Origin of the sequence: Cupriavidus sp. KB_39, assembly GCF_052114485.1 — a bacterium.
Lineage (GTDB): Bacteria > Pseudomonadota > Gammaproteobacteria > Burkholderiales > Burkholderiaceae > Cupriavidus.
Window position 1 is genome coordinate 224175 of the sequence record NZ_JBFREV010000003.1, and the last position, 18415, is coordinate 242589.

Annotated in this window: 17 protein-coding genes; 4 read left to right on the plus strand and 13 right to left on the minus strand. The window is 66.8% G+C overall.

Going from position 1 to position 18415, the window contains the following annotated elements:
- Nucleotides 1-79 precede the first annotated feature (79 nt).
- Together zapD and AB4Z27_RS03740 are read left to right on the plus strand one after the other, a co-directional pair.
- Nucleotides 80-838, plus strand: a complete 759-nt coding sequence (gene zapD, locus AB4Z27_RS03735) for a cell division protein ZapD (RefSeq protein WP_092298602.1) — start codon at nucleotides 80-82, stop codon at nucleotides 836-838.
- 10 nt (nucleotides 839-848) lie between these two features.
- The gene (locus AB4Z27_RS03740) at nucleotides 849-1040 is read left to right on the plus strand and encodes a DNA gyrase inhibitor YacG (RefSeq protein WP_092298599.1); all 192 of its coding nucleotides are present in this window, start codon (nucleotides 849-851) and stop codon (nucleotides 1038-1040) included.
- 29 nt (nucleotides 1041-1069) lie between these two features.
- Here AB4Z27_RS03740 and AB4Z27_RS03745 read toward each other — a convergent pair whose 3' ends face one another.
- From AB4Z27_RS03745 to AB4Z27_RS03770, 6 genes are all read right to left on the minus strand, one after another.
- Nucleotides 1070-3112: an OPT family oligopeptide transporter gene (locus AB4Z27_RS03745; protein WP_441643921.1), complete on the minus strand. Its 2043-nt coding sequence runs from the start codon at nucleotides 3110-3112 to the stop codon at nucleotides 1070-1072.
- A 64-nt stretch (nucleotides 3113-3176) separates the two neighbouring features.
- Entirely contained in the window at nucleotides 3177-3617 is a 441-nt protein-coding gene (locus AB4Z27_RS03750) for an NUDIX domain-containing protein (protein ID WP_092298593.1), read from the minus strand.
- The gene (locus AB4Z27_RS03755; RefSeq protein WP_092298590.1) at nucleotides 3614-4513 is read right to left on the minus strand and encodes an ATP-binding protein; all 900 of its coding nucleotides are present in this window, start codon (nucleotides 4511-4513) and stop codon (nucleotides 3614-3616) included. Before AB4Z27_RS03755 ends, AB4Z27_RS03750 begins: the two co-directional genes overlap by 4 nt.
- Before the next feature lie 21 nt (nucleotides 4514-4534).
- The gene (gene argJ / locus AB4Z27_RS03760) at nucleotides 4535-5761 is read right to left on the minus strand and encodes a bifunctional glutamate N-acetyltransferase/amino-acid acetyltransferase ArgJ (RefSeq protein WP_092298587.1); all 1227 of its coding nucleotides are present in this window, start codon (nucleotides 5759-5761) and stop codon (nucleotides 4535-4537) included.
- Between the two features lie 110 nt (nucleotides 5762-5871).
- Nucleotides 5872-8664 carry a preprotein translocase subunit SecA gene (gene secA / locus AB4Z27_RS03765; protein ID WP_441643922.1) on the minus strand — a complete coding sequence of 931 codons (2793 nt, stop codon included), beginning with the start codon at nucleotides 8662-8664 and terminating at the stop codon, nucleotides 5872-5874.
- 201 nt (nucleotides 8665-8865) lie between these two features.
- Nucleotides 8866-9813 carry a M23 family metallopeptidase gene (locus AB4Z27_RS03770; RefSeq protein WP_092298580.1) on the minus strand — a complete coding sequence of 316 codons (948 nt, stop codon included), beginning with the start codon at nucleotides 9811-9813 and terminating at the stop codon, nucleotides 8866-8868.
- A gap of 105 nt (nucleotides 9814-9918) precedes the next feature.
- Between AB4Z27_RS03770 and AB4Z27_RS03775 the strand changes: the two genes are divergently transcribed.
- Nucleotides 9919-10428: a DciA family protein gene (locus tag AB4Z27_RS03775; protein WP_092298577.1), complete on the plus strand. Its 510-nt coding sequence runs from the start codon at nucleotides 9919-9921 to the stop codon at nucleotides 10426-10428.
- Nucleotides 10429-10496: 68 nt separating this feature from the next.
- On the opposite strand, the gene lpxC is transcribed toward AB4Z27_RS03775, so the two are convergent.
- The 3 genes from lpxC to ftsZ all read right to left on the minus strand — a co-directional run bounded on the left by lpxC (nucleotide 10497) and on the right by ftsZ (nucleotide 13642).
- Entirely contained in the window at nucleotides 10497-11414 is a 918-nt protein-coding gene (lpxC, locus tag AB4Z27_RS03780; RefSeq protein ID WP_092298574.1) for a UDP-3-O-acyl-N-acetylglucosamine deacetylase, read from the minus strand.
- A gap of 169 nt (nucleotides 11415-11583) precedes the next feature.
- Complete coding sequence (locus AB4Z27_RS03785; RefSeq protein WP_092298571.1) at nucleotides 11584-12090, minus strand: peroxiredoxin; 507 nt, start codon at nucleotides 12088-12090, stop codon at nucleotides 11584-11586.
- A gap of 361 nt (nucleotides 12091-12451) precedes the next feature.
- Complete coding sequence (gene ftsZ / locus AB4Z27_RS03790; RefSeq protein WP_092298568.1) at nucleotides 12452-13642, minus strand: cell division protein FtsZ; 1191 nt, start codon at nucleotides 13640-13642, stop codon at nucleotides 12452-12454.
- On the opposite strand from ftsZ, the gene AB4Z27_RS03795 reads away from it, so the two are divergent.
- Nucleotides 13629-13784 carry a hypothetical protein gene (locus tag AB4Z27_RS03795; RefSeq protein ID WP_177219980.1) on the plus strand — a complete coding sequence of 52 codons (156 nt, stop codon included), beginning with the start codon at nucleotides 13629-13631 and terminating at the stop codon, nucleotides 13782-13784. The genes ftsZ and AB4Z27_RS03795 overlap by 14 nt on opposite strands.
- A 50-nt stretch (nucleotides 13785-13834) precedes the next feature.
- Here AB4Z27_RS03795 and ftsA read toward each other — a convergent pair whose 3' ends face one another.
- From ftsA to murC, 4 genes are read right to left on the minus strand one after another with little or no spacing between them, the layout of a single operon-like run.
- Nucleotides 13835-15067 (minus strand): cell division protein FtsA, encoded by a 1233-nt coding sequence (gene ftsA / locus AB4Z27_RS03800; protein ID WP_092298565.1) that lies wholly within the window; start codon nucleotides 15065-15067, stop codon nucleotides 13835-13837.
- On the minus strand, nucleotides 15064-15963 hold the full coding sequence (locus AB4Z27_RS03805) for a cell division protein FtsQ/DivIB (protein ID WP_441643923.1): 900 nt from the start codon (nucleotides 15961-15963) through the stop codon (nucleotides 15064-15066). Before AB4Z27_RS03805 ends, ftsA begins: the two co-directional genes overlap by 4 nt.
- Nucleotides 15964-16004: 41 nt before the next feature.
- A complete protein-coding gene (locus AB4Z27_RS03810) occupies nucleotides 16005-16985 on the minus strand; it encodes a D-alanine--D-alanine ligase (RefSeq protein WP_092298559.1) in 981 nt (326 codons plus the stop codon).
- The gene (murC, locus tag AB4Z27_RS03815; RefSeq protein ID WP_092298556.1) at nucleotides 16982-18415 is read right to left on the minus strand and encodes a UDP-N-acetylmuramate--L-alanine ligase; all 1434 of its coding nucleotides are present in this window, start codon (nucleotides 18413-18415) and stop codon (nucleotides 16982-16984) included. Before murC ends, AB4Z27_RS03810 begins: the two co-directional genes overlap by 4 nt.

Genomic DNA, 18415 nt, shown 5'->3' on the forward strand with positions numbered 1-18415 from the left:
CCAGACCGCCGACCTCGGGCACTCGATTGAATCTGCCTTTCGGCTTCCGGCCCCTCGGCGCGCAGCACGGATACCTCCCTTGATCCTGTACGAATATCCTTTCAACGAACGCATCAGGACGCTCCTGCGCCTGGAAGACCTGTTCGATCGGCTGGATTATTTCCTCGGGCAGGATCACCCCCAGCAGCATCACGTGGCCATTACGACGATCTTCGAGATCATCGATGTGGCCGGCCGCGCCGACCTCAAGACTGACCTGATCAAGGAACTGGAGCGCCAGCGCCAGGCGCTCTCGCCGCTGCGCGCCAATCCGCAGATCGACCAGGACGCGCTGGCCAACGTCATCGCCGAGATCGAACAGGGCATTACCGCGCTGAACCAGACCGTGGGCAAGGCCGGCCAGCTGCTGGCCGACAACGAGTGGCTCACGAGCATCCGCAGCCGCGCCATCATCCCGGGCGGCACCTGCGAATTCGACCTGCCGGCCTACTTCGCGTGGCAGCACCGCCCCGCCGAGGACCGTCAGGCTGATATCCTCAAGTGGGCGCGCCCGCTCACGTCGCTGCGCATGGGCACGTCGATCGTGCTGCGGCTGCTGCGCGAGTCCGGCCAGAGCGGCAAAGTCATCGCCACGGGCGGCAGCTACCAGCAGATGCTGTCGGGCCGCAGCTACCAGCTGATGCAGGTCTACCTCGACGACTCGCTGCTGGCCTTCATTCCCGAGATGAGCGCCAACAAGTACATGCTCTGGGTCCGTTTCACCCAGCAGGACGGCGACATGCGACCGCGTTCGGTCGATGCCGACATCCCGTTCCTGCTCAAGCTCTGCAATTTCTGAAGTCTTCCCGATGCCAGCCGTCGTCAAATGTCCCACCTGCGGCAAGGATGTGCCGTGGGTGCAGGAAAACAAGTTCCGTCCCTTCTGTTCCGACCGCTGCAAGCAGATCGACCTTGGCGCCTGGGCGGCCGAGAAGTATGTGATCGGCGGCAAGCCCGGCGAGACGCCCTCGGCGGACCTGCCTGAAGAAGAGGAAGACTGAGCGGCGCCCGSCGCCCCCTCCTCCGCGCCCTACCGCGTCGCCAGCACGCGCCGGCAGAACCCCACGCAGACCAGCACGAAGACCGCCAGCCCCAGCCACTCGGCCGTGGTGGCAAACCCTGCGCCGACCAGCGCCAGTGGCGCCTCCTTGCCGGACAGGCCGATGATGGCCGCCAGCGCCACGCCGACCAGACTCTCCCCGACGATCAGCCCCGACGCCAGCAGCGTGCCGCGCCGCTCGGCGTGCGCCACCGCCAGCGTCACGTCATCGCCGCGCGCCTCGGCGCGGCGGCGCTCGGCCCGCAGCAGCCACCACGACAGCACCGCGCCCACCACCAGCGCGGAGCTGATGGTCGGCGGCAGGTAGATGCCGATGCCCACCGCCAGCACGGGCAGGCGCGCCACACCGCCCCGGCGGCGCAGCATTTCGTCGATGGCAATCAGCACCACGCCCAGCGCCACGCCGATCAGGATCATGGTCCAGTTGAGCTGGTGCGTGAAAATGCCCGTGGCGATGGCCGTCATCAGCGTGGCCTGCGGCGCCGCGAGCGCCTGGCCGGGGTCCATATCGGCCCGGGGCAGCGTGCCGGCAAAGCCGTACGCGTTGTAGAGCAGTTCCAGCACCGGCGGAATCACCGCCGCGCCCACGGCGCAGCCAATCAGCAGCGCTACCTGCTGGCGCCACGGCGTGGCGCCGACCAGCCAGCCGGTCTTCAGATCCTGGAGGTTGTCGTTGGCGATGGACGCCACCGCCACCACCGCCGACGTCGTGAAGATCGCCAGCGCAATCGCGAACTTGCCGCCCTCCGGCGTGCCCATCAGCCCATCGAGCGTGCCCACGCCGAGGATCAGCAGCGACACCAGGATCACGGCGATGATGCCGATGCCCGAGATCGGGCTGGCAGACGAGCCGACCAGCCCCGCCATATAGCCGCAGGCGGCCGCCACCAGGAAGCCGAACACGAAGGCGAACAGCACGGCGCAGGCCACGAGCCGCCACATCGCGCCGTCATCGAGCGGCGACGGGGCGAGGAAATGGCCAAACGTGACCGCCAGCACCGCGAGCAGCACCAGCGTGATGGCGCCGATCCAGACCGCCGGCAGGTCGCGCTGGGTCCGTGGGATCTCGCCGCCCTGCCCGGCACCTTGTCCGGCACTGTTCCCGCGCAGCGCACCCATCGACGCCCGCACGCCCTCGACCATCGGCTTGAACAACGTGGCGAGCGTCCAGATCGCGGCAATCCCGATCGTGCCGGCACCGATAAAGCGGGCCTGCGTACTCCAGACCGAGGTGCCGAAGCTCGCCAGCGTGGCGCCAGCCGGCATCGGCGTAATCGCGGTCAGCCACGGCACGGCCACGCCCCATGTGAGCACGAGGCCCAGCAGCATGGCCAGCCCGCCGACGATGCCGACCAGATACCCGGCACCGACCAGCGCCAGCGAGAACCCCATCGACAGCCGCACCACCGACGCGCCCGCCGCCAGCCACGCATTGGCCCCTTCGGCCAGCACGCGCAGCCCGCCCGCGGCGAAGCTGAACAGCCCCGCCGCCACGCCGCCGGCTAGCAGATCGGCCAGTCCGGTGGCCTGCTTGGCCTCGCCGGGCGCCTCGCTGGCGCTGCCCACGCGCAGGATCTCTGCAGCCGCGACGCCCTCGGGGTACGGCAGGTCGCTCTTTACGACCATCGCGTGACGTAGCGGAATGCTGAAAATCACGCCGAGCATGCCGCCCGCCGCGCAGATCGACAGCGTCTGCCAGAACGGAAATCCCTGCCAGTGGCCGAGCATGACCAGCCCCGGCAGGATGAAGATGATCGACGACAAGGTGCCCGCGGCGGACGCCTGCGTCTGCACCATGTTGTTTTCGAGGATATTGGCGCCCGGAAACAGCCGCAGCACGGCCATCGAAATCACGGCGGCTGGAATGGCGGAGGAGAAGGTCAGGCCGACTTTCAGGCCGAGGTAGATGTTGGACGCGGTGAACACCACGGTGATCAGCGCGCCCAGGATGATGCCGCGCAGCGTCAGCTCGGGCAGGGAGATGGCATCGTCGATGCGGTCGACACGTTGCATTGGGCCTCCAGTGTTTGTTGTTCAACTTCTGGTGACGGGGGCGACGGGACTGGCATGCGGCCACTCAGGGCGTGGGGCGCTCCTCTGCGAGCCATGCCACGACGGGGATCGTCGCCGGCAGCAGCGGGCCGACATCGACCGGGGCGTACTGCCACGAGAACGCCTGGCCTTCGCGACCGACCGGCTGGCCAACCCAGTCGGTGACCTTGCAGAAATAGAGCCGCACATAGGCGTGCGGGTAATCATGTTCGAGCGTATGCCAGCGCTCGCTGCGCGTGACATCGAGGCCGAGTTCCTCGTGCAGCTCGCGCGCCAGCGCAGCCTCGACGGTCTCGCCCGGCTCCAGCTTGCCGCCCGGGAATTCCCAGTAGCCCTCGTATGGCTTGCCCGCCGGGCGCTGCGCCAGCAGGAAGCGGCCATCGGGCCGCACCAGCACGCCGACGGCCACCTCGGTGACCGGGCGCGCCTGGCCGTCCGGGGACACTACCGTGCCGGCGCCGCTCATGCCTGGGGTCCCACGTCGGCCACGAAGGGCTTGCCGTGCTTGCCACCCCAGTCGCGCGCGAACTGCCACGCCACCCGGCCCGAGCGCGAACCGCGCTCCAGCGCCCAGACCAGCGCATCGCCACGCGCGGCGGCAATGTCTTCGGCGCTGCAGCCGAAGTGCCCGAGCCAATGGCCGACGATGGCCAGGTACTCGTCCTGCTTGGGCGGATAGAACGACAGCCACAGCCCGAAGCGCTCGGACAGCGAGATCTTCTCCTCGACCACCTCGCCCGGATGGATTTCGCCATCGGCCGTGTGCTGGTAGGTCTCGTTGTCCTTCATGTACTCGGGCAGCAGGTGGCGGCGGTTGGACGTGGCGTAGATCAGCACGTTGTCCGACTGGGCGGCCACCGAGCCGTCCAGCGCGGACTTCAGCGACTTGTAGCCCGACTCGCCTTCCTCGAACGACAGGTCATCGCAGAAGATCACGAAGCGCTCGGGCCGCTGGGCCAGCTGTTCGACGATATCGCCGAGGTCGCCCAGATCGTCCTTGTCCACCTCCACCAGCCGCAGCCCTTGCTTCACGTACGCGTTCAGGCAGGCCTTGATCAGCGACGACTTGCCGGTGCCACGCGCGCCGGTCAGCAGCACGTTGTTGGCCGGCAGCTTCTGCACGAACTGGCGCGTATTGGCGACGATGGCGTCCTTCTGGCGCTCGATGTTCTTGAGATCGTCCAGATAGATCGGCGGAAGCTGCTTGATCGCCTGCAGATAGCCGATATTGCCGAACAGGCTCTGACGCTTGCGCCAGCGGAACGCTACCGCCTCCTGCCAGTCCGCGTCGCTCAGTTGCGGCGGCAGCCATTGTTCCAGTCGGGCGAGAAAGCTATCGAGGCGGGCAGCAAGGTCAGACATGGCAGGGGCGAATTCAGAAAATTACGAACGATAGTCGGCGTTGATCGACACGTAGTCGTGCGAGAGGTCGCAGGTCCACACGGTGGCTTCGGCGTTGCCGCGGCCCAGCGCGATGCGCACGGTGATCTCGGCCTGCTTCATCACGCGCTGGCCGTCTTCCTCGCGGTAGTCGGGGTTGCGGCCGCCGTCGCGGGCCACCCAGACGTCATCGAGCCACAGGTTCACGCGATCGACGTCGAGGTCGTTCACACCGGCATAGCCCACGGCGGCCAGGATGCGGCCCAGGTTGGGGTCCGAGGCGTAGAACGCGGTCTTGACCAGCGGCGAATGCGCCACCGCGTAGGCGATCTGGCGGCATTCGGCCACGTTGTTGCCGCCTTCCACGTGAATCGTCATCAGCTTGGTGGCACCCTCGCCATCGCGCACGATCATCTGGGCCAGTTCCTGCGCCAGCGACGTCACGGCGTCGCGCAGCGCGGCGAAGGCCGGGCCGTCGGCGCGGTCAATGGACACGCCAGCCTTGCCCGTGGCGATCAGCACGAACGAGTCATTGGTCGACGTATCGCCATCGATGGTGATGCTGTTGAACGAATGGTCGGCGGCGTGCGAAACCAGTGCCTGGAGCACCGGCTGCGCCACGGCGGCGTCCAGCGCGATGAAGCCGAGCATGGTCGCCATGTTCGGGCGGATCATGCCGGCGCCCTTGCTGATGCCGGACAGCGTGACCGTCTTGCCGTCGATCTGCACCGTGCGCGACGCGGCCTTGGGCTGCGTGTCGGTGGTCATGATCGACTCGGCGGCGGCCAGCCAGTTGTCRGCGCGCGCATTGGCGATGGCAGCCGGCAGCGCGGCGGTCAGGCGATCGACCGGAAGCTGCTCCAGGATCACGCCAGTCGAGAACGGCAGCACCTGGTTGGCGGCGATGCCAAGCTGGGCGGCCAGGGCGTCGCACGTGGCGCGCGCGGCCTTCAGGCCCGGTTCGCCGGTGCCGGCGTTGGCATTGCCGGTGTTGACCACCAGCGCGCGGATGCCCGGGCCCGTGGCGAGGTGCTCGCGGCAAACCTGCACCGGCGCGGCGCAGAAGCGGTTCTGCGTGAACACGCCGGCCACGGTGCTGCCTTCGGCCACGCGGACCACGAGCACATCCTTGCGATTGGCCTTGCGGATGCCCGCCTCGGCCCAACCCAGCTCCACGCCGGCAACGGATTTCAAATTCTCTGCCTGGGGCAGCGGCAGGTTCACGGGCATGTGCGGCTCCTTGGTTGCATCTGACAAATATGCCCGCTTGCGCGGGCATTGTGCGGTCTGTGACTCCCCTCTCCCGGACGATGTCGCGGGAGAGGGAGAGGGTCCCCGGCTCAGCTAAGCTTGCCGTGGCACTGCTTGAACTTCTTGCCCGATCCGCACGGGCACGGATCGTTACGGCCAACCTTCGGCATGCCGGCCACCGCCATGTCCGCGCCCATCGCGGCCATGGCCGCCTGCGCGGTGCCACGGCGCGCCAGCGAGGCGTCTTCCACCGGCTCGGCGCGTTCGGCAAACTCGTCGTGCTTGTACTGCACGTTCTCCAGGTGCGCCAGCCCTTCCTCAATCTGCTCCGAAGCCTGCTCGAGCTGCTCCGGCGACTGGATCTGCACATTGAAGATCACGCGGGTGACTTCGCTCTTGATCACGTCCAGCAGGCGCGCGAACAGTTCGAACGACTCGCGCTTGTACTCCTGCTTCGGGTCCTTCTGSGCATAGCCGCGCAGGTGGATACCCTGGCGCAGGTGGTCCAGCGCGGCCAGATGCTCGCGCCAGTGCGTGTCGATGCTCTGGAGCATGACCGAGCGCTCGAAGCCTGCGAACGACTCCCGGCCCACCTGGTTGACCTTGGCGTCGTAGGTTTCGCGCGCCGTGGTCATCACCAGATTCAGCAGTTCTTCATCCTCGATGCTCTGGGCGCCCTCGATGGTCTTGGCCAGCGGCACGTCCAGGCCCCAGTCGTCGCGCAGGCGCGTTTCCAGGCTGGCGATGTCCCACTGCTCTTCCATGGTCTCGGCAGGCACGTGGGCGCGGAACAGCTCCACCAGCACGCTCTCGCGCAGGTTGCCCACCATCTCGCCGACGTCGTTCGATTCCAGCACGTCGTTGCGGAGCTTGTAGATCTCCTTGCGCTGGTCGTTGGCCACGTCGTCGTACTGGAGCAGCTGCTTGCGGATGTCGAAGTTGCGGCCTTCCACCTTGCGCTGTGCCGATTCGATCGAGCGCGTGACGATGCCAGCCTCGATCGGCTCGCCTTCGGGCATCTTCAGCCGTTCCATGATCGCGCGCACGCGGTCGCCGGCGAAGATGCGCAGCAGCTGGTCGTCCAGCGACAGGTAGAAGCGCGACGAACCCGGGTCACCCTGGCGGCCGGCACGGCCACGCAGCTGGTTGTCGATCCGGCGCGACTCATGGCGCTCGGTGCCGACGATATGCAGGCCGCCGGCGGCCTTGACCTGATCGTGCAGAGACTGCCATTCGTCCTTGAGCTGGGCGATGCGGGCGGCCTTGTCGGCGTCCGACAGGCTTGCGTCGATCTCGATGAAGCCGGCCTGCTTCTCCACGTTGCCGCCCAGCACGATGTCGGTACCGCGACCGGCCATGTTCGTGGCGATCGTGATCATCTTGGGGCGGCCCGCCTGGGCCACGATCTCGGCTTCGCGCTCGTGCTGCTTGGCGTTCAGCACCTGGTGGGGCAGYTTTTCCTTGTTCAGCAGGTCCGACAGGTACTCGGACGTCTCGATCGACGTCGTGCCCACCAGCACCGGCTGGCCGCGCTCGAAACAGTCGCGGATGTCGCGCACCACAGCGTCGTAGCGTTCCTTCGACGTCTTGTAGATCTGGTCCTGCAGGTCCTTGCGCTGGGCCTGGCGGTTGGTYGGGATCACCACGACCTCGAGGCCGTAGATTTCCTGGAATTCGTACGCTTCCGTGTCCGCCGTACCGGTCATGCCGGCCAGCTTCTCGTACATGCGGAAGTAGTTCTGGAAGGTGATGGTCGCCAGCGTCTGGTTTTCCTGCTGGACCGTCACGCCTTCCTTGGCTTCCACGGCCTGGTGCAGGCCGTCGGACCAGCGGCGGCCCGTCATCAGGCGGCCCGTGAATTCATCGACGATCACCACTTCGTCGTTCTGCACCACGTAGTGCTGGTCGCGGTGGAACAGGCTGTGCGCGCGCAGGGCGGCGTACAGGTGGTGCATCAGCGTGATGTTCTGCGGCGCGTAGAGCGATTCGCCCTCGCCGATCAGGCCCTGCTGGTTCAGGATCTCTTCCGCCTTCTCGTGGCCGGCCTCGGTCAGGTAGACCTGATGGCCCTTCTCGTCGACGTAGTAGTCGCCGGGCGTCTCCACGCCGGTGCCGTCGGCCTTTTCCTCGCCGATCTGGCGCACGAGCAGCTTGGGAATGCCGTTCATGCGCTGGTACAGGTCGGTCTGGTTCTCGGCCTGACCCGAGATGATCAGCGGCGTACGCGCCTCATCGATCAGGATCGAGTCCACTTCGTCGACGATCGCGTAGTGCAGCGGGCGCTGCACGCGCTGCGACGGGTCGTAGACCATGTTGTCGCGCAGGTAGTCGAAGCCGAACTCGTTGTTCGTGCCGTAGGTGATGTCCGAGTTATAGGCGCGCTGCTTCTCRTCATGAGGCATCTGCGAGAGGTTGACCCCCACCGACAGCCCCAGGAAGTTGTACAGGCGGCCCATCCACTCGGCATCGCGYTGGGCCAGGTAGTCGTTCACGGTCACCACGTGCACGCCCTTGCCGGTAATGGCATTGAGGTACACGGCCAGCGTGGCGGTCAGCGTCTTGCCTTCGCCGGTCCGCATTTCGGCGATCTTGTTGTCGTTCAGGACCATGCCGCCGATCAGCTGCACGTCGAAGTGGCGCATCTTCATGACGCGCTTGCTGGCCTCGCGGCAGACGGCAAACGCCTCCGGCAACAGCGCGTCAATCGATTCGCCGCCCGCGTGGCGCTGGCGGAAGGTCTCGGTCATGCCGCGCAGGTCGTCGTCCGAAAGCTGTTCGAATTTCGGCTCCAGCGCGTTGATCTTCACGACCATGCCGCGATATTGTTTGATCAGCCGTTCGTTGCGGCTGCCGAAGACTTTCTTGAGAAGGCCCGTGATCATCGAGTGCTTTCCCCTGCGCGCGCGGCCCGGATACAGCTTGGACGACGGCGAGGAATGGGTGGATTGGCGCAAAACGCCGAGTTTATCATGTGGCGGTGTCGTGGCCGGGACCCAAACAGGCTCCTTCTGCGCTGGCGCAACAGCCGCCAGACCACCTTCGACAGGTTGGGACTCTCCCGCCGCCTTCAATGTTCCGCGCAGTTAGCGGATGGCAGTGCGATCGGTCGGCACGGGCGCCGTGGCAATGGCCGGTGCCGGGGCCGGGTTCGGCGCGGCGGCGGTCAGGAACCCGATCGGGTTACGCGGCACGCCGTTGACGTGAACCTCGAAGTGCAGGTGCGCGCCGGTGGACCGGCCCGTGCTGCCCACGCGCGCCACTTCCTGCCCCGCGCGGACCAGATCGCCCACCTTCACCAGCGACTTCGACGCATGCGCATAGCGGGTCTTGAGCCCGTTGCCATGGTCGATGTCGATCATGTTGCCGTACTCGGGGTGCCACTCGGCCGCCACGACCACCCCGCCGGCCGCCGCGACGATCGGCGTACCAATCGGGGCGACGAAATCCACACCATCGTGCCGGGTGCGCCGGCCCGAGAACGGATCGATGCGGGCGCCGAAGCTCGAGCCATCGTAGCCCACCGCCACCGGCATCACGCTCGGCGTGCGGCGCTCGCGCAGTTGGCGGTCGATTAGTGCCCCTTCGATCACATCGAAGAAATCGACGCGATGGTCGGCCTGCTTGCCGAGCCGGGCCAGTTCGTCGCGCAGGTCGGGTAGGGTCAGCGCGGTGGATCGCTCGACCGCGGCGGGGCCGCCCCGGGCCGGGCGATGGCGGAAGTCGAAGTCCTGCGGCGCGATGCCGGCCAGGCCGGACACGCGCTCGCCGAGCGCATCGAGCCGGACCATCTGGGCCTGGAGTTCGCCGACGCGGGCAGCCAGCACGGCGAGGTTGGCGCGCAGGTAGGCGTTGTCGCGCGCCTGCCCGGAGGCCTCGGCGCCCGGCTGGGCACGGGCGACATACCAGGTGATAGCGGAAGATGCGGCGGCCACGAGCAGGCACAGCACGATGGCAAGTAGCCCGGCGCGCAACGGCGTGAGCTGAAGACGGAACACCCGCGGCGCACGCGGATGCAGCACGATGATTTGCATGACCTACCCCCTTCGCCGACAAAAAAGAGGCCGACCGGCCTCGTCGCGCATGCGGGCGGGGCATCCCGGCTCTCGGTGGCCAGGATTGCGCGCTAGAATGCGCGCATGCGCATGTTCACTCACCACGCTCTCCAGACGCCGGTTGCCAAGCCACTCAACGATTGGCTGAACAAGTCCGGGCCGGTTTCGGCGCTCATGCAGACGGCGCGCGAACTGGCGTCACTGGAAGCGGAAGTCCTGTCGCTCCTGCCCCGCGGCCTGCAGGACGGGATCGCCGTGGCCGGTGTCAAACATGACAACCGGGGCCCGCAGGCGGAAGCGACATTGCTGTTGCTGGCCGCGCATGGCGCGGCGGCTGCGCGGGTGCGGCAAGTGGTGCCGACCCTGCTTACCCGGCTGCAACAGCGGGGCTCGCAGGTTACCGCAATCCGGGTACGGGTACAACCGGAGGTCGGGCGGGGGGATTGGGACACCGGTCCGGTCACGCGCCAGCCCCGCACGGCCAACCTGCCGCCGGTGGGGCTGACCAGCATGGATCAACTGGCGCAGAGCCTGGAATCCTCGCCGCTGAAGGAAGCGGTGGAGGCGTTGCTGGCGCGGCATCGCAACCGCTGACGCCGCCGTACTAAATAGAAACGGCCTCCCAAGGGAGGCCGTTGTCGTTTGCGCCGGGGGCGCGGTGCTCAGGCAAACGCCGGCTGCACCTGCGGCAGGAAGGCGGCGGGCGCTTCTTCCAGCTTGTCGAAGGTCACGATTTCGTACGCTTCCTGGTCCGCCAGCAGCGCGCGCAGCAGCTGGTTGTTCAGGCCGTGGCCGGACTTGTTGGCCACGTAGGCGCCAATCAGCGGATGGCCGACCACGTAGAGGTCGCCAATCGCATCGAGGATCTTGTGGCGCACGAACTCGTCGCCGTAGCGCAGTTCCTCATTGTTCAGCATGCGGTGCTCGTCCAGCACGATGGCGTTGTCCAGGCTGCCGCCACGGGCCAGGCCCATTTCGCGCAGCGCTTCTACCTCGTGGGCGAAGCCGAAGGTGCGGGCCCGGGCGATCTCGCGCACGTAGCTCGTGTCGGCGAAATCGATCGAGAACGCCTGGCCGGTCTTGTCGACGGCCGGATGGCGGAAGTCGATCGTGAACGAGAGCTTGAAGCCGAAGTACGGCTCCAGCCGGGCCAGCTTGTCGCCCTCGCGCACTTCCACGGCCTTCTTCACGCGGATGAAACGCTTGGCGGCCGACTGCTCCTCGATCCCCGCCGACTGCAGCAGGAACACGAACGACGCGGCGCTGCCGTCCATGATCGGGATTTCCTCGGCATCCACGTCGACATAGAGATTGTCGATGCCCAGGCCAGCGCAGGCCGACATCAGGTGTTCCACCGTCGAGACGCGCGCGCCGTTCTTCTGGAGCACGGACGCCAGGCGCGTGTCGCCGATGGCGCTGGCGGCCACGGGAATTTCCACCGGTTCCGGCAGATCGACACGGGTGAATACGATGCCTGCATCGACGGGGGCCGGTCGCAGGGTCAGCGTCACTTTGCGACCCGAGTGCAAACCGATGCCAACCGTCTTCACCAGGGATTTGATGGTGCGCTGTTTGAGCATGACAGCCTCAATCTCTTAGGTGGCCCACATTATAAAAAGCTATTGGGCGCAAATTTTAATAACGCCATACTACCACCGCTTGGTGTATTGCGCCGCACCACTTTGTGTCGGGTTGTTAACCAGTGTTACCAAAGTCGGCCAGACATCACTCCGGCCGAGCCAATCCGTGTCAGGCGCGCAACGCCTCAAGAACGGCTTCGGCGCTGCTGACCTTGAATTCGCCGGGGGCTTCCACGAACAGGTGGGTGACCACGCCGTCGTCCAGCACCATCGCGTAGCGCTTGGCGCGCACGCCCAGGCCGCGCTGGCTCAGGTCCTGGTCCAGCCCGAGGGCCTTGGCCCATTGTGCAGCGCCGTCGGCCATCATGCGGACTTTGCCGCCGGTCTGCTGCTCACGGCCCCAGGCGCCCATCACGAAGGCGTCGTTGACCGCGTGGCACCAGATCTCGTCCACACCGGCCGCCCGGAACTGGTCGGCTTGCTCGACGAAACCGGGCACGTGCTTGGCGGAGCAGGTCGGCGTGAACGCGCCGGGCAGGCCGAACACGACAATGCGGCGGCCCTTGACCAGGTCGGCCACCGGGAAGGCATTGGGTCCGAGCGCGCAACCGCCGGTCTCGGTTTCGAAGAATTCGTACAGGGTGGCGTCGGGGACGCGCTGGCCAACACTGATCATGGGGGCGATTTCCTAAAGGCCGAAAAAGACGAAAGTCCGGGCTGGTGAAAACCCTGACTGCAATCATAGGCCACAAAAACGACTGCGCGGCGCACCGGTTCGGCACGCCGCGCGGACGACGAGGCATCCCGCCGCGGGAAGGCGGGAACAGTCCGGGGAGGCGGCCGAAGGCACGCCTGTCCCGGCAACGGGATGCGGGCGGAGACAGTGCCGACGCGGGCGCGGCGCAGCCGGGCGCGCTGACGGGCTACGTCAGTCCTGGCGAATGCCGAGCGGATAGGGAGCGCTCAGGCTTCGCGGATCAGACCACGTGCAACCCGCCAGGCGCACGGCCGCAGCCGCCGCCCTGCCGGTAGCCAACTCAGTCCGCCTGCTTGCGCAGGAAGGCCGGGATGTCGTACGTGTCCACACCCTTTTCCTGCAGCGCCGCCACGTGAGCCGATGCCGACTCACGCGAGCTGCGCCACACGGCCGGCGTATCCAGGCCGCTGTAGTCCGGCGAGGCATGCGCCGGGGCAGCGGTCATGCCGCCCATCATCTGCATCGGGATGTTGTCCGTGCCGGTCTTCAGCAGCGTCATCGGCTGCTGCTTCTTGGCCGAACGGCCCAGGCCCGTGGCCACCACGGTCACGCGCAGTGCGTCGCCCATCGAATCGTCGTACACCGTACCGAAGATCACCGTGGCATCTTCCGCGGCGTAGCTGCGGATGGTGTTCATGACTTCCTTGGTTTCCGACAGCTTCAGCGAGCGGCTGGCCGTGATGTTGACCAGCACGCCGCGCGCGCCGGACAGGTCCACGCCTTCCAACAGCGGGCTGGCGACGGCCTGCTCGGCAGCCAGGCGGGCGCGGTCCACGCCGGACACGGTYGCCGTGCCCATCATGGCCTTGCCCTGCTCGCCCATCACCGTCTTCACGTCTTCGAAGTCGACRTTCACGAGGCCGTCAACGTTGATGATCTCGGCAATGCCGGCCACCGCGTTGTGCAGCACGTCGTCGGCGCACTGGAAGCACTTGTCCATCTCGGCGTCGTCGCCCATCACCTCGAACAGCTTCTCGTTGAGCACCACGATCAGCGAGTCCACCGACGACTCCAGTTCGCCCGAGCCATGTTCGGCCACCTTGGCGCGACGTGCGCCTTCGAAGTCGAACGGCTTGCTGACCACACCCACGGTCAGGATGCCCATTTCCTTGGCCACCTGCGCCACGATCGGGGCGGCGCCGGTACCGGTGCCACCGCCCATGCCGGCAGTGATGAAGACCATGTGCGCACCGCGCAGGGAATCGGCGATCTGCTCGCGCGCCTGTTCGGCGCAGTTGCGACCCACCTCCGGCTTGGCGCCGGCGCCCAGACCCGTATTACCGAGTTGCAGCACGCGCGACGCCGTGGAGCGCTTGAGCGCCTGGGCATCGGTGTTCATGCAGATGAATTCCACGCCCTGCACGCCACGGCTGATCATGTGCTGCACGGCGTTGCCGCCCGCACCGCCCACACCCACCACCTTGATGATGGTGCCGTCCTGCATCTCCGATTCGATCATGTCAAAGTCCATCACTGCCTCCGTGAAAAATCAGTCCCCAAACGCTGCAGCCTCCCCGCCGCAGCCCTTGGTTCCTGAACAAGAAACCAAAATAGAAGAAGAAAACCTGCTCAACGTGCCATCGCGCGATTCGATGACCGCGACGCATGGCTGACTCGTAAAACGTCTAAAAAAATCCCTAAAACAACCTGACCACGTCCAGCGTCAGAAGTTGCCGACAAACCATTCCTTCATGCGCGTCCACACCTGCTTCACCGAGCCGCTCTGCACGGCCACCTTGCGGCCACGCATGCGCTGCACCCGGCCTTCCAGCAGCAGGCCCATCACCGTGGAGTAGCGCGGGCTCTTCACCACCTCGTGCAGGTTGCCGCGATACTCGGGCACACCCACACGCACCGGCTTCAGGAAGATGTCCTCGCCCAGTTCCACCATGCCCGGCATCATCGCCGTGCCGCCGGTGATCACCACGCCGGACGACAGCAGTTCCTCGTAGCCGGACTCGCGCACCACCTGGTGCACCAGCGAATACAGTTCCTCGATGCGCGGCTCGATCACGGCCGCCAGCGCCTGACGGCTCAGCGTGCGCGTGCCTCGGTCGCCCACGCCCGGCACCTCGATCATGTCGTCCGGGTCGGCAATCGCCTGCTTGGCAATGCCGTACTGGATCTTGATGTCCTCGGCGTCCGGCGTCGGCGTGCGCAGCGCCATCGCAATATCGTTGGTGATCTGGTCCCCGGCGATCGGGATCACGGCCGTATGCCGGATCGCGCCCTCGCTGAAGATGGCGATGTCCGTGGTGCCGCCGCCAATGTCGACCAGCACCACGCCCAGTTCCTTCTCGTCCTCCGTCAGCACGGCCAGGCTCGACGCCAGCGGCTGCAGGATCAGGTCATGCACTTCCAGCCCGCAGCGGCGCACGCACTTGACGATGTTCTGCGCCGCGCTGACCGCGCCCGTGACGATATGGACCTTGACCTCCAGGCGGATGCCGCTCATGCCGATGGGCTCGCGCACGTCCTCCTGGCCGTCGATGATGAATTCCTGCGTCAGGATGTGCAGGATCTGCTGATCGGTCGGGATGTTGACCGCCTTGGCGGTCTCGATCACCCGGGCCACGTCCGTCTGCGTGACCTCCTTGTCCTTGATGGCCACCATCCCGCTCGAATTGAAGCTGCGGATATGGCTGCCGGCAATGCCGGTGAAGACCTCGGCGATCTTGCAGTCGGCCATCAGCTCGGCCTCCTCCAGCGCGCGCTGGATCGACTGCACGGTGGCCTCGATATTGACCACGACCCCCTTCTTCAGACCCTTGGACTCGGACTGGCCCATCCCGATCACTTCGTAGCTGCCGTCGGGGCGCAGTTCCGCGACCACCGCCGCCACCTTCGAGGTGCCGATGTCGAGACCGACCAGTAAGTCCTTGTATTCCTTGCTCATCGGGTTTTCTCCGCGTTCTTGCTCTTGAGTCGCGTCGGATTGTTATTGGGATTGCCTGCCGGCACCGTTGCCGGGGCCGGTCCTGCGGAGGCCTTGGCCGCCGCCTTGGCTGCCGYGGCAGCCTGGGCGTCGGTCAGGAACCTGACGTTGGCCGCGCGGATCGCGAAGCCGTTGGGGTAGCGCAGGTCGGCGTAGTCCACCTGCTTGCCCACCTGCTCGRTCACCTGCGGCCAGGCGGCCACGAAGCGCTTGACCCGCGCCTCCATGGCTGCCCGATCCTCATCGGTCTGCTCACGACCCAGCTCGATCACCATGCCGTTCGACAGCCGCGTCCGCCACGCATAGCGCGACGACAGCGCCACCGACAGGGGCTCGGCCTTCAGCGGCTTGAACCATTGCCGCATGACTTCCAGCTTCTCGACCACMTCGGCCTCGCTGTCCGGCGGCCCGTCGAGCGCCAGCAGCTGGGCATCTTCCTCGGCCTCGGCGGTGTTGGCGACGAACACCTCGCCATAGGTATTGAGGAGCCGGCCGCTTTCCGGGCTGCCCCAGGTACCCAGCGCCTCGTGCTCCTCCACCTCCACCGCCAGCCCGTTCGGCCATTCGCGGCGGACGCTCGCGTGCCGCACCCAGGGCACCGATTCGAACGCCTGACGCGCCGTGTTCAGGTCCAACGTAAAGAAATTGCCAGACAGCTTGCCCAGCGCGTTGGCGCGCACGCTCGGCCCATTCACGTGGCGCAGCGCCTGGCCGTCCATCGCGTGCAGCTCCACATGGGTGATGGCGAACACCGGCCGCTGGGCCAGCCACAGCAGGCCCGCCCCGAGCGCCATCAGCGCCACCAGTGCGTAGAGCACGGAGGCAATCAGGTTGAGGAGGCGCGCGTTATGCCACATGGGTCGGGTTCAGGAGCTGTGTTTTCGTCGAATTACGGTTATCAGGGCTTCCAGTGCTCGTTCGGATGCAGGTCCAGCGTGGCCTGCGCCACCACCTGGATCACGAAGTCCTCATAGCTGATGCCCACCGCGCGCGCCGCCATCGGCACCAGCGAGTGGCCGGTCATGCCGGGGGACGTGTTCATTTCCAGCAGGTAGGGCTTGCCGTCGCGGGTCAGCATTACGTCGGCGCGGGCCCAGCCACGGCAGCCGAGCACACGGAACGCTTCCACGGCCAGGGCGCGCACCTCGTTCTCGAGCGCCTCAGGCAAGGTCGAGGGGCACAGATATTGGGTAACGTCAGTAAAGTACTTATTTTGATAGTCGTAGTTCGACTCGGGCGCAACAATCTTGATGACCGGCAGCGCTTCGGCGGTCGCGCCCTCGCCCACGATGGGGCAAGTCAACTCCGCGCCGTCGATAAAACTCTCGGCCAGCACGTCGTCATCCAGCACCGCCGCCTTCTCGAAAGCCTCGCGCATCTGGCTRGTATCCGTGACCTTGGTCAGGCCGATCGACGACCCTTCGCGGGCCGGCTTGACGATCAGCGGCAGGCCGAGATCCGCCACCACGGCGTTGAAATCGGTATCGGGGCGCAGCACCGCAAAGCGCGGCGTGGGCAGGCCGTGGGACATCCAGAGCCGCTTGGTAGCCGGCTTGTCCATGGCCAGCGCGGACGCCAGCACGCCACTGCCGGTGTACGGAATGCCCAGCATCTCGAGCATGCCCTGAATCGTGCCGTCCTCGCCGTAGCGGCCATGCAGCGCGATAAAGACGCGGTCGAAGCCGGCGGCAGCCAGTTCGGCCACCGGTTGCAGGGCCGGGTCGAACGGGTGGGCATCCACGCCGCGCGCGCGCAGCGCCGCCAGCACGCCGTTGCCGGACATCAGCGACACCTCGCGTTCGGCCGAACGGCCGCCCAGCAGCACGCCAACCTTGCCCAGCGATTTCGGGTCGATATTGGGATGGGCGACGAAGCTCATGCCTGGCCTCCTGCCGGACTAACTTGGGTAACTTGTTGCGATACGAGCTGGCCGGGCACCGTGCCGATCGTGCCGGCGCCCATGGTCACGACCACGTCGCCCGGCTGGACGGCGGTCAGGATGGCCTGCGGCATGTCCTCGATCTGCTCGACGAAGACCGGCTCCACCTTGTTGGCCACGCGCAGCGCGCGGGTCATCGCCCGGCCGTCGGCAGCCACGATGGGCGACTCGCCGGCGGCGTAGACCTCGGCCAGCAGCAGCGCGTCCACGGTGCCGAGCACCTTCACGAAATCTTCGAAACAGTCGCGCGTCCGCGTGAAGCGGTGCGGCTGGAACGCCAGCACAAGGCGGCGGCCCGGGAAGGCCCCGCGCGCGGCGGCCAGCGTGGCGGCCATCTCCACCGGGTGGTGACCGTAGTCGTCCACCAGCGTGAAGGTGCCCTGCCCGTCGGCCGTCGCCACCTCGCCATAGCGCTGRAAGCGGCGGCCCACGCCGTGGAACTCGCGCAGCGCCTTGACGATGGCGGCGTCCGGCACCTCCAGCTCGGTGGCGATGGCGATGGCGGCCAGCGCGTTCTGCACGTTGTGCAGGCCGGGSAGGTTCAGCACCACGTCGAGCGGCGGCTCGGCATGGCCGTTGAGCTGCCGATGGACCGTGAAATGCATCTGGCCGTCCACCGGGCGGGCGTTGACCGCGCGGATCTGGGCGTCTTCGGCAAAGCCGTAGCGCACCACCGGCTTCGAGACGAACGGCAGGATCTCGCGCACATTCGGGTCATCGACGCACAGCACCGCGATGCCGTAGAACGGCAGCCGCTGGGTGAACTCCACGAACGCCTGCTTGAGCCGGGCGAAATCGTGCCCGTAGGTGTCCATGTGGTCCGCGTCGATGTTGGTGATGACTTCCATCACCGGGAACAGGTTCAGGAACGAGGCGTCCGACTCGTCCGCCTCGGCCACGATGAAATCGCCCGTGCCCAGCCGCGCGTTGGCCCCSGCCGAGTTCAGCCGGCCGCCGATCACGAAGGTCGGGTCGAGCCCGCCCTCGGCCAGCACCGACGCCACGAGGCTCGTGGTGGTGGTCTTGCCGTGCGTGCCGGCAATGGCGATGCCCTGCTTCAGGCGCATCAGTTCGGCCAACATGATCGCGCGCGGCACCACGGGGATGCGGCGCGCCCGGGCGGCCAGCACCTCGGGGTTGTCATTGGTGACCGCCGTSGAGACCACGACGGCATTGGCGCCTTCCACATGGCCGGCGTCGTGGCCATGGAAGACGCGCGCGCCCAGCGTGGCCAGCCGCCGCGTGGCGGCGTTGCTGCCCACGTCCGAGCCCGAGACCTTGTAGCCCAGGTTCAGCAGGACCTCGGCGATGCCGCTCATGCCGGCGCCCCCGATGCCTACGAAGTGGATGTTTTTAACGATGTGCTTCAT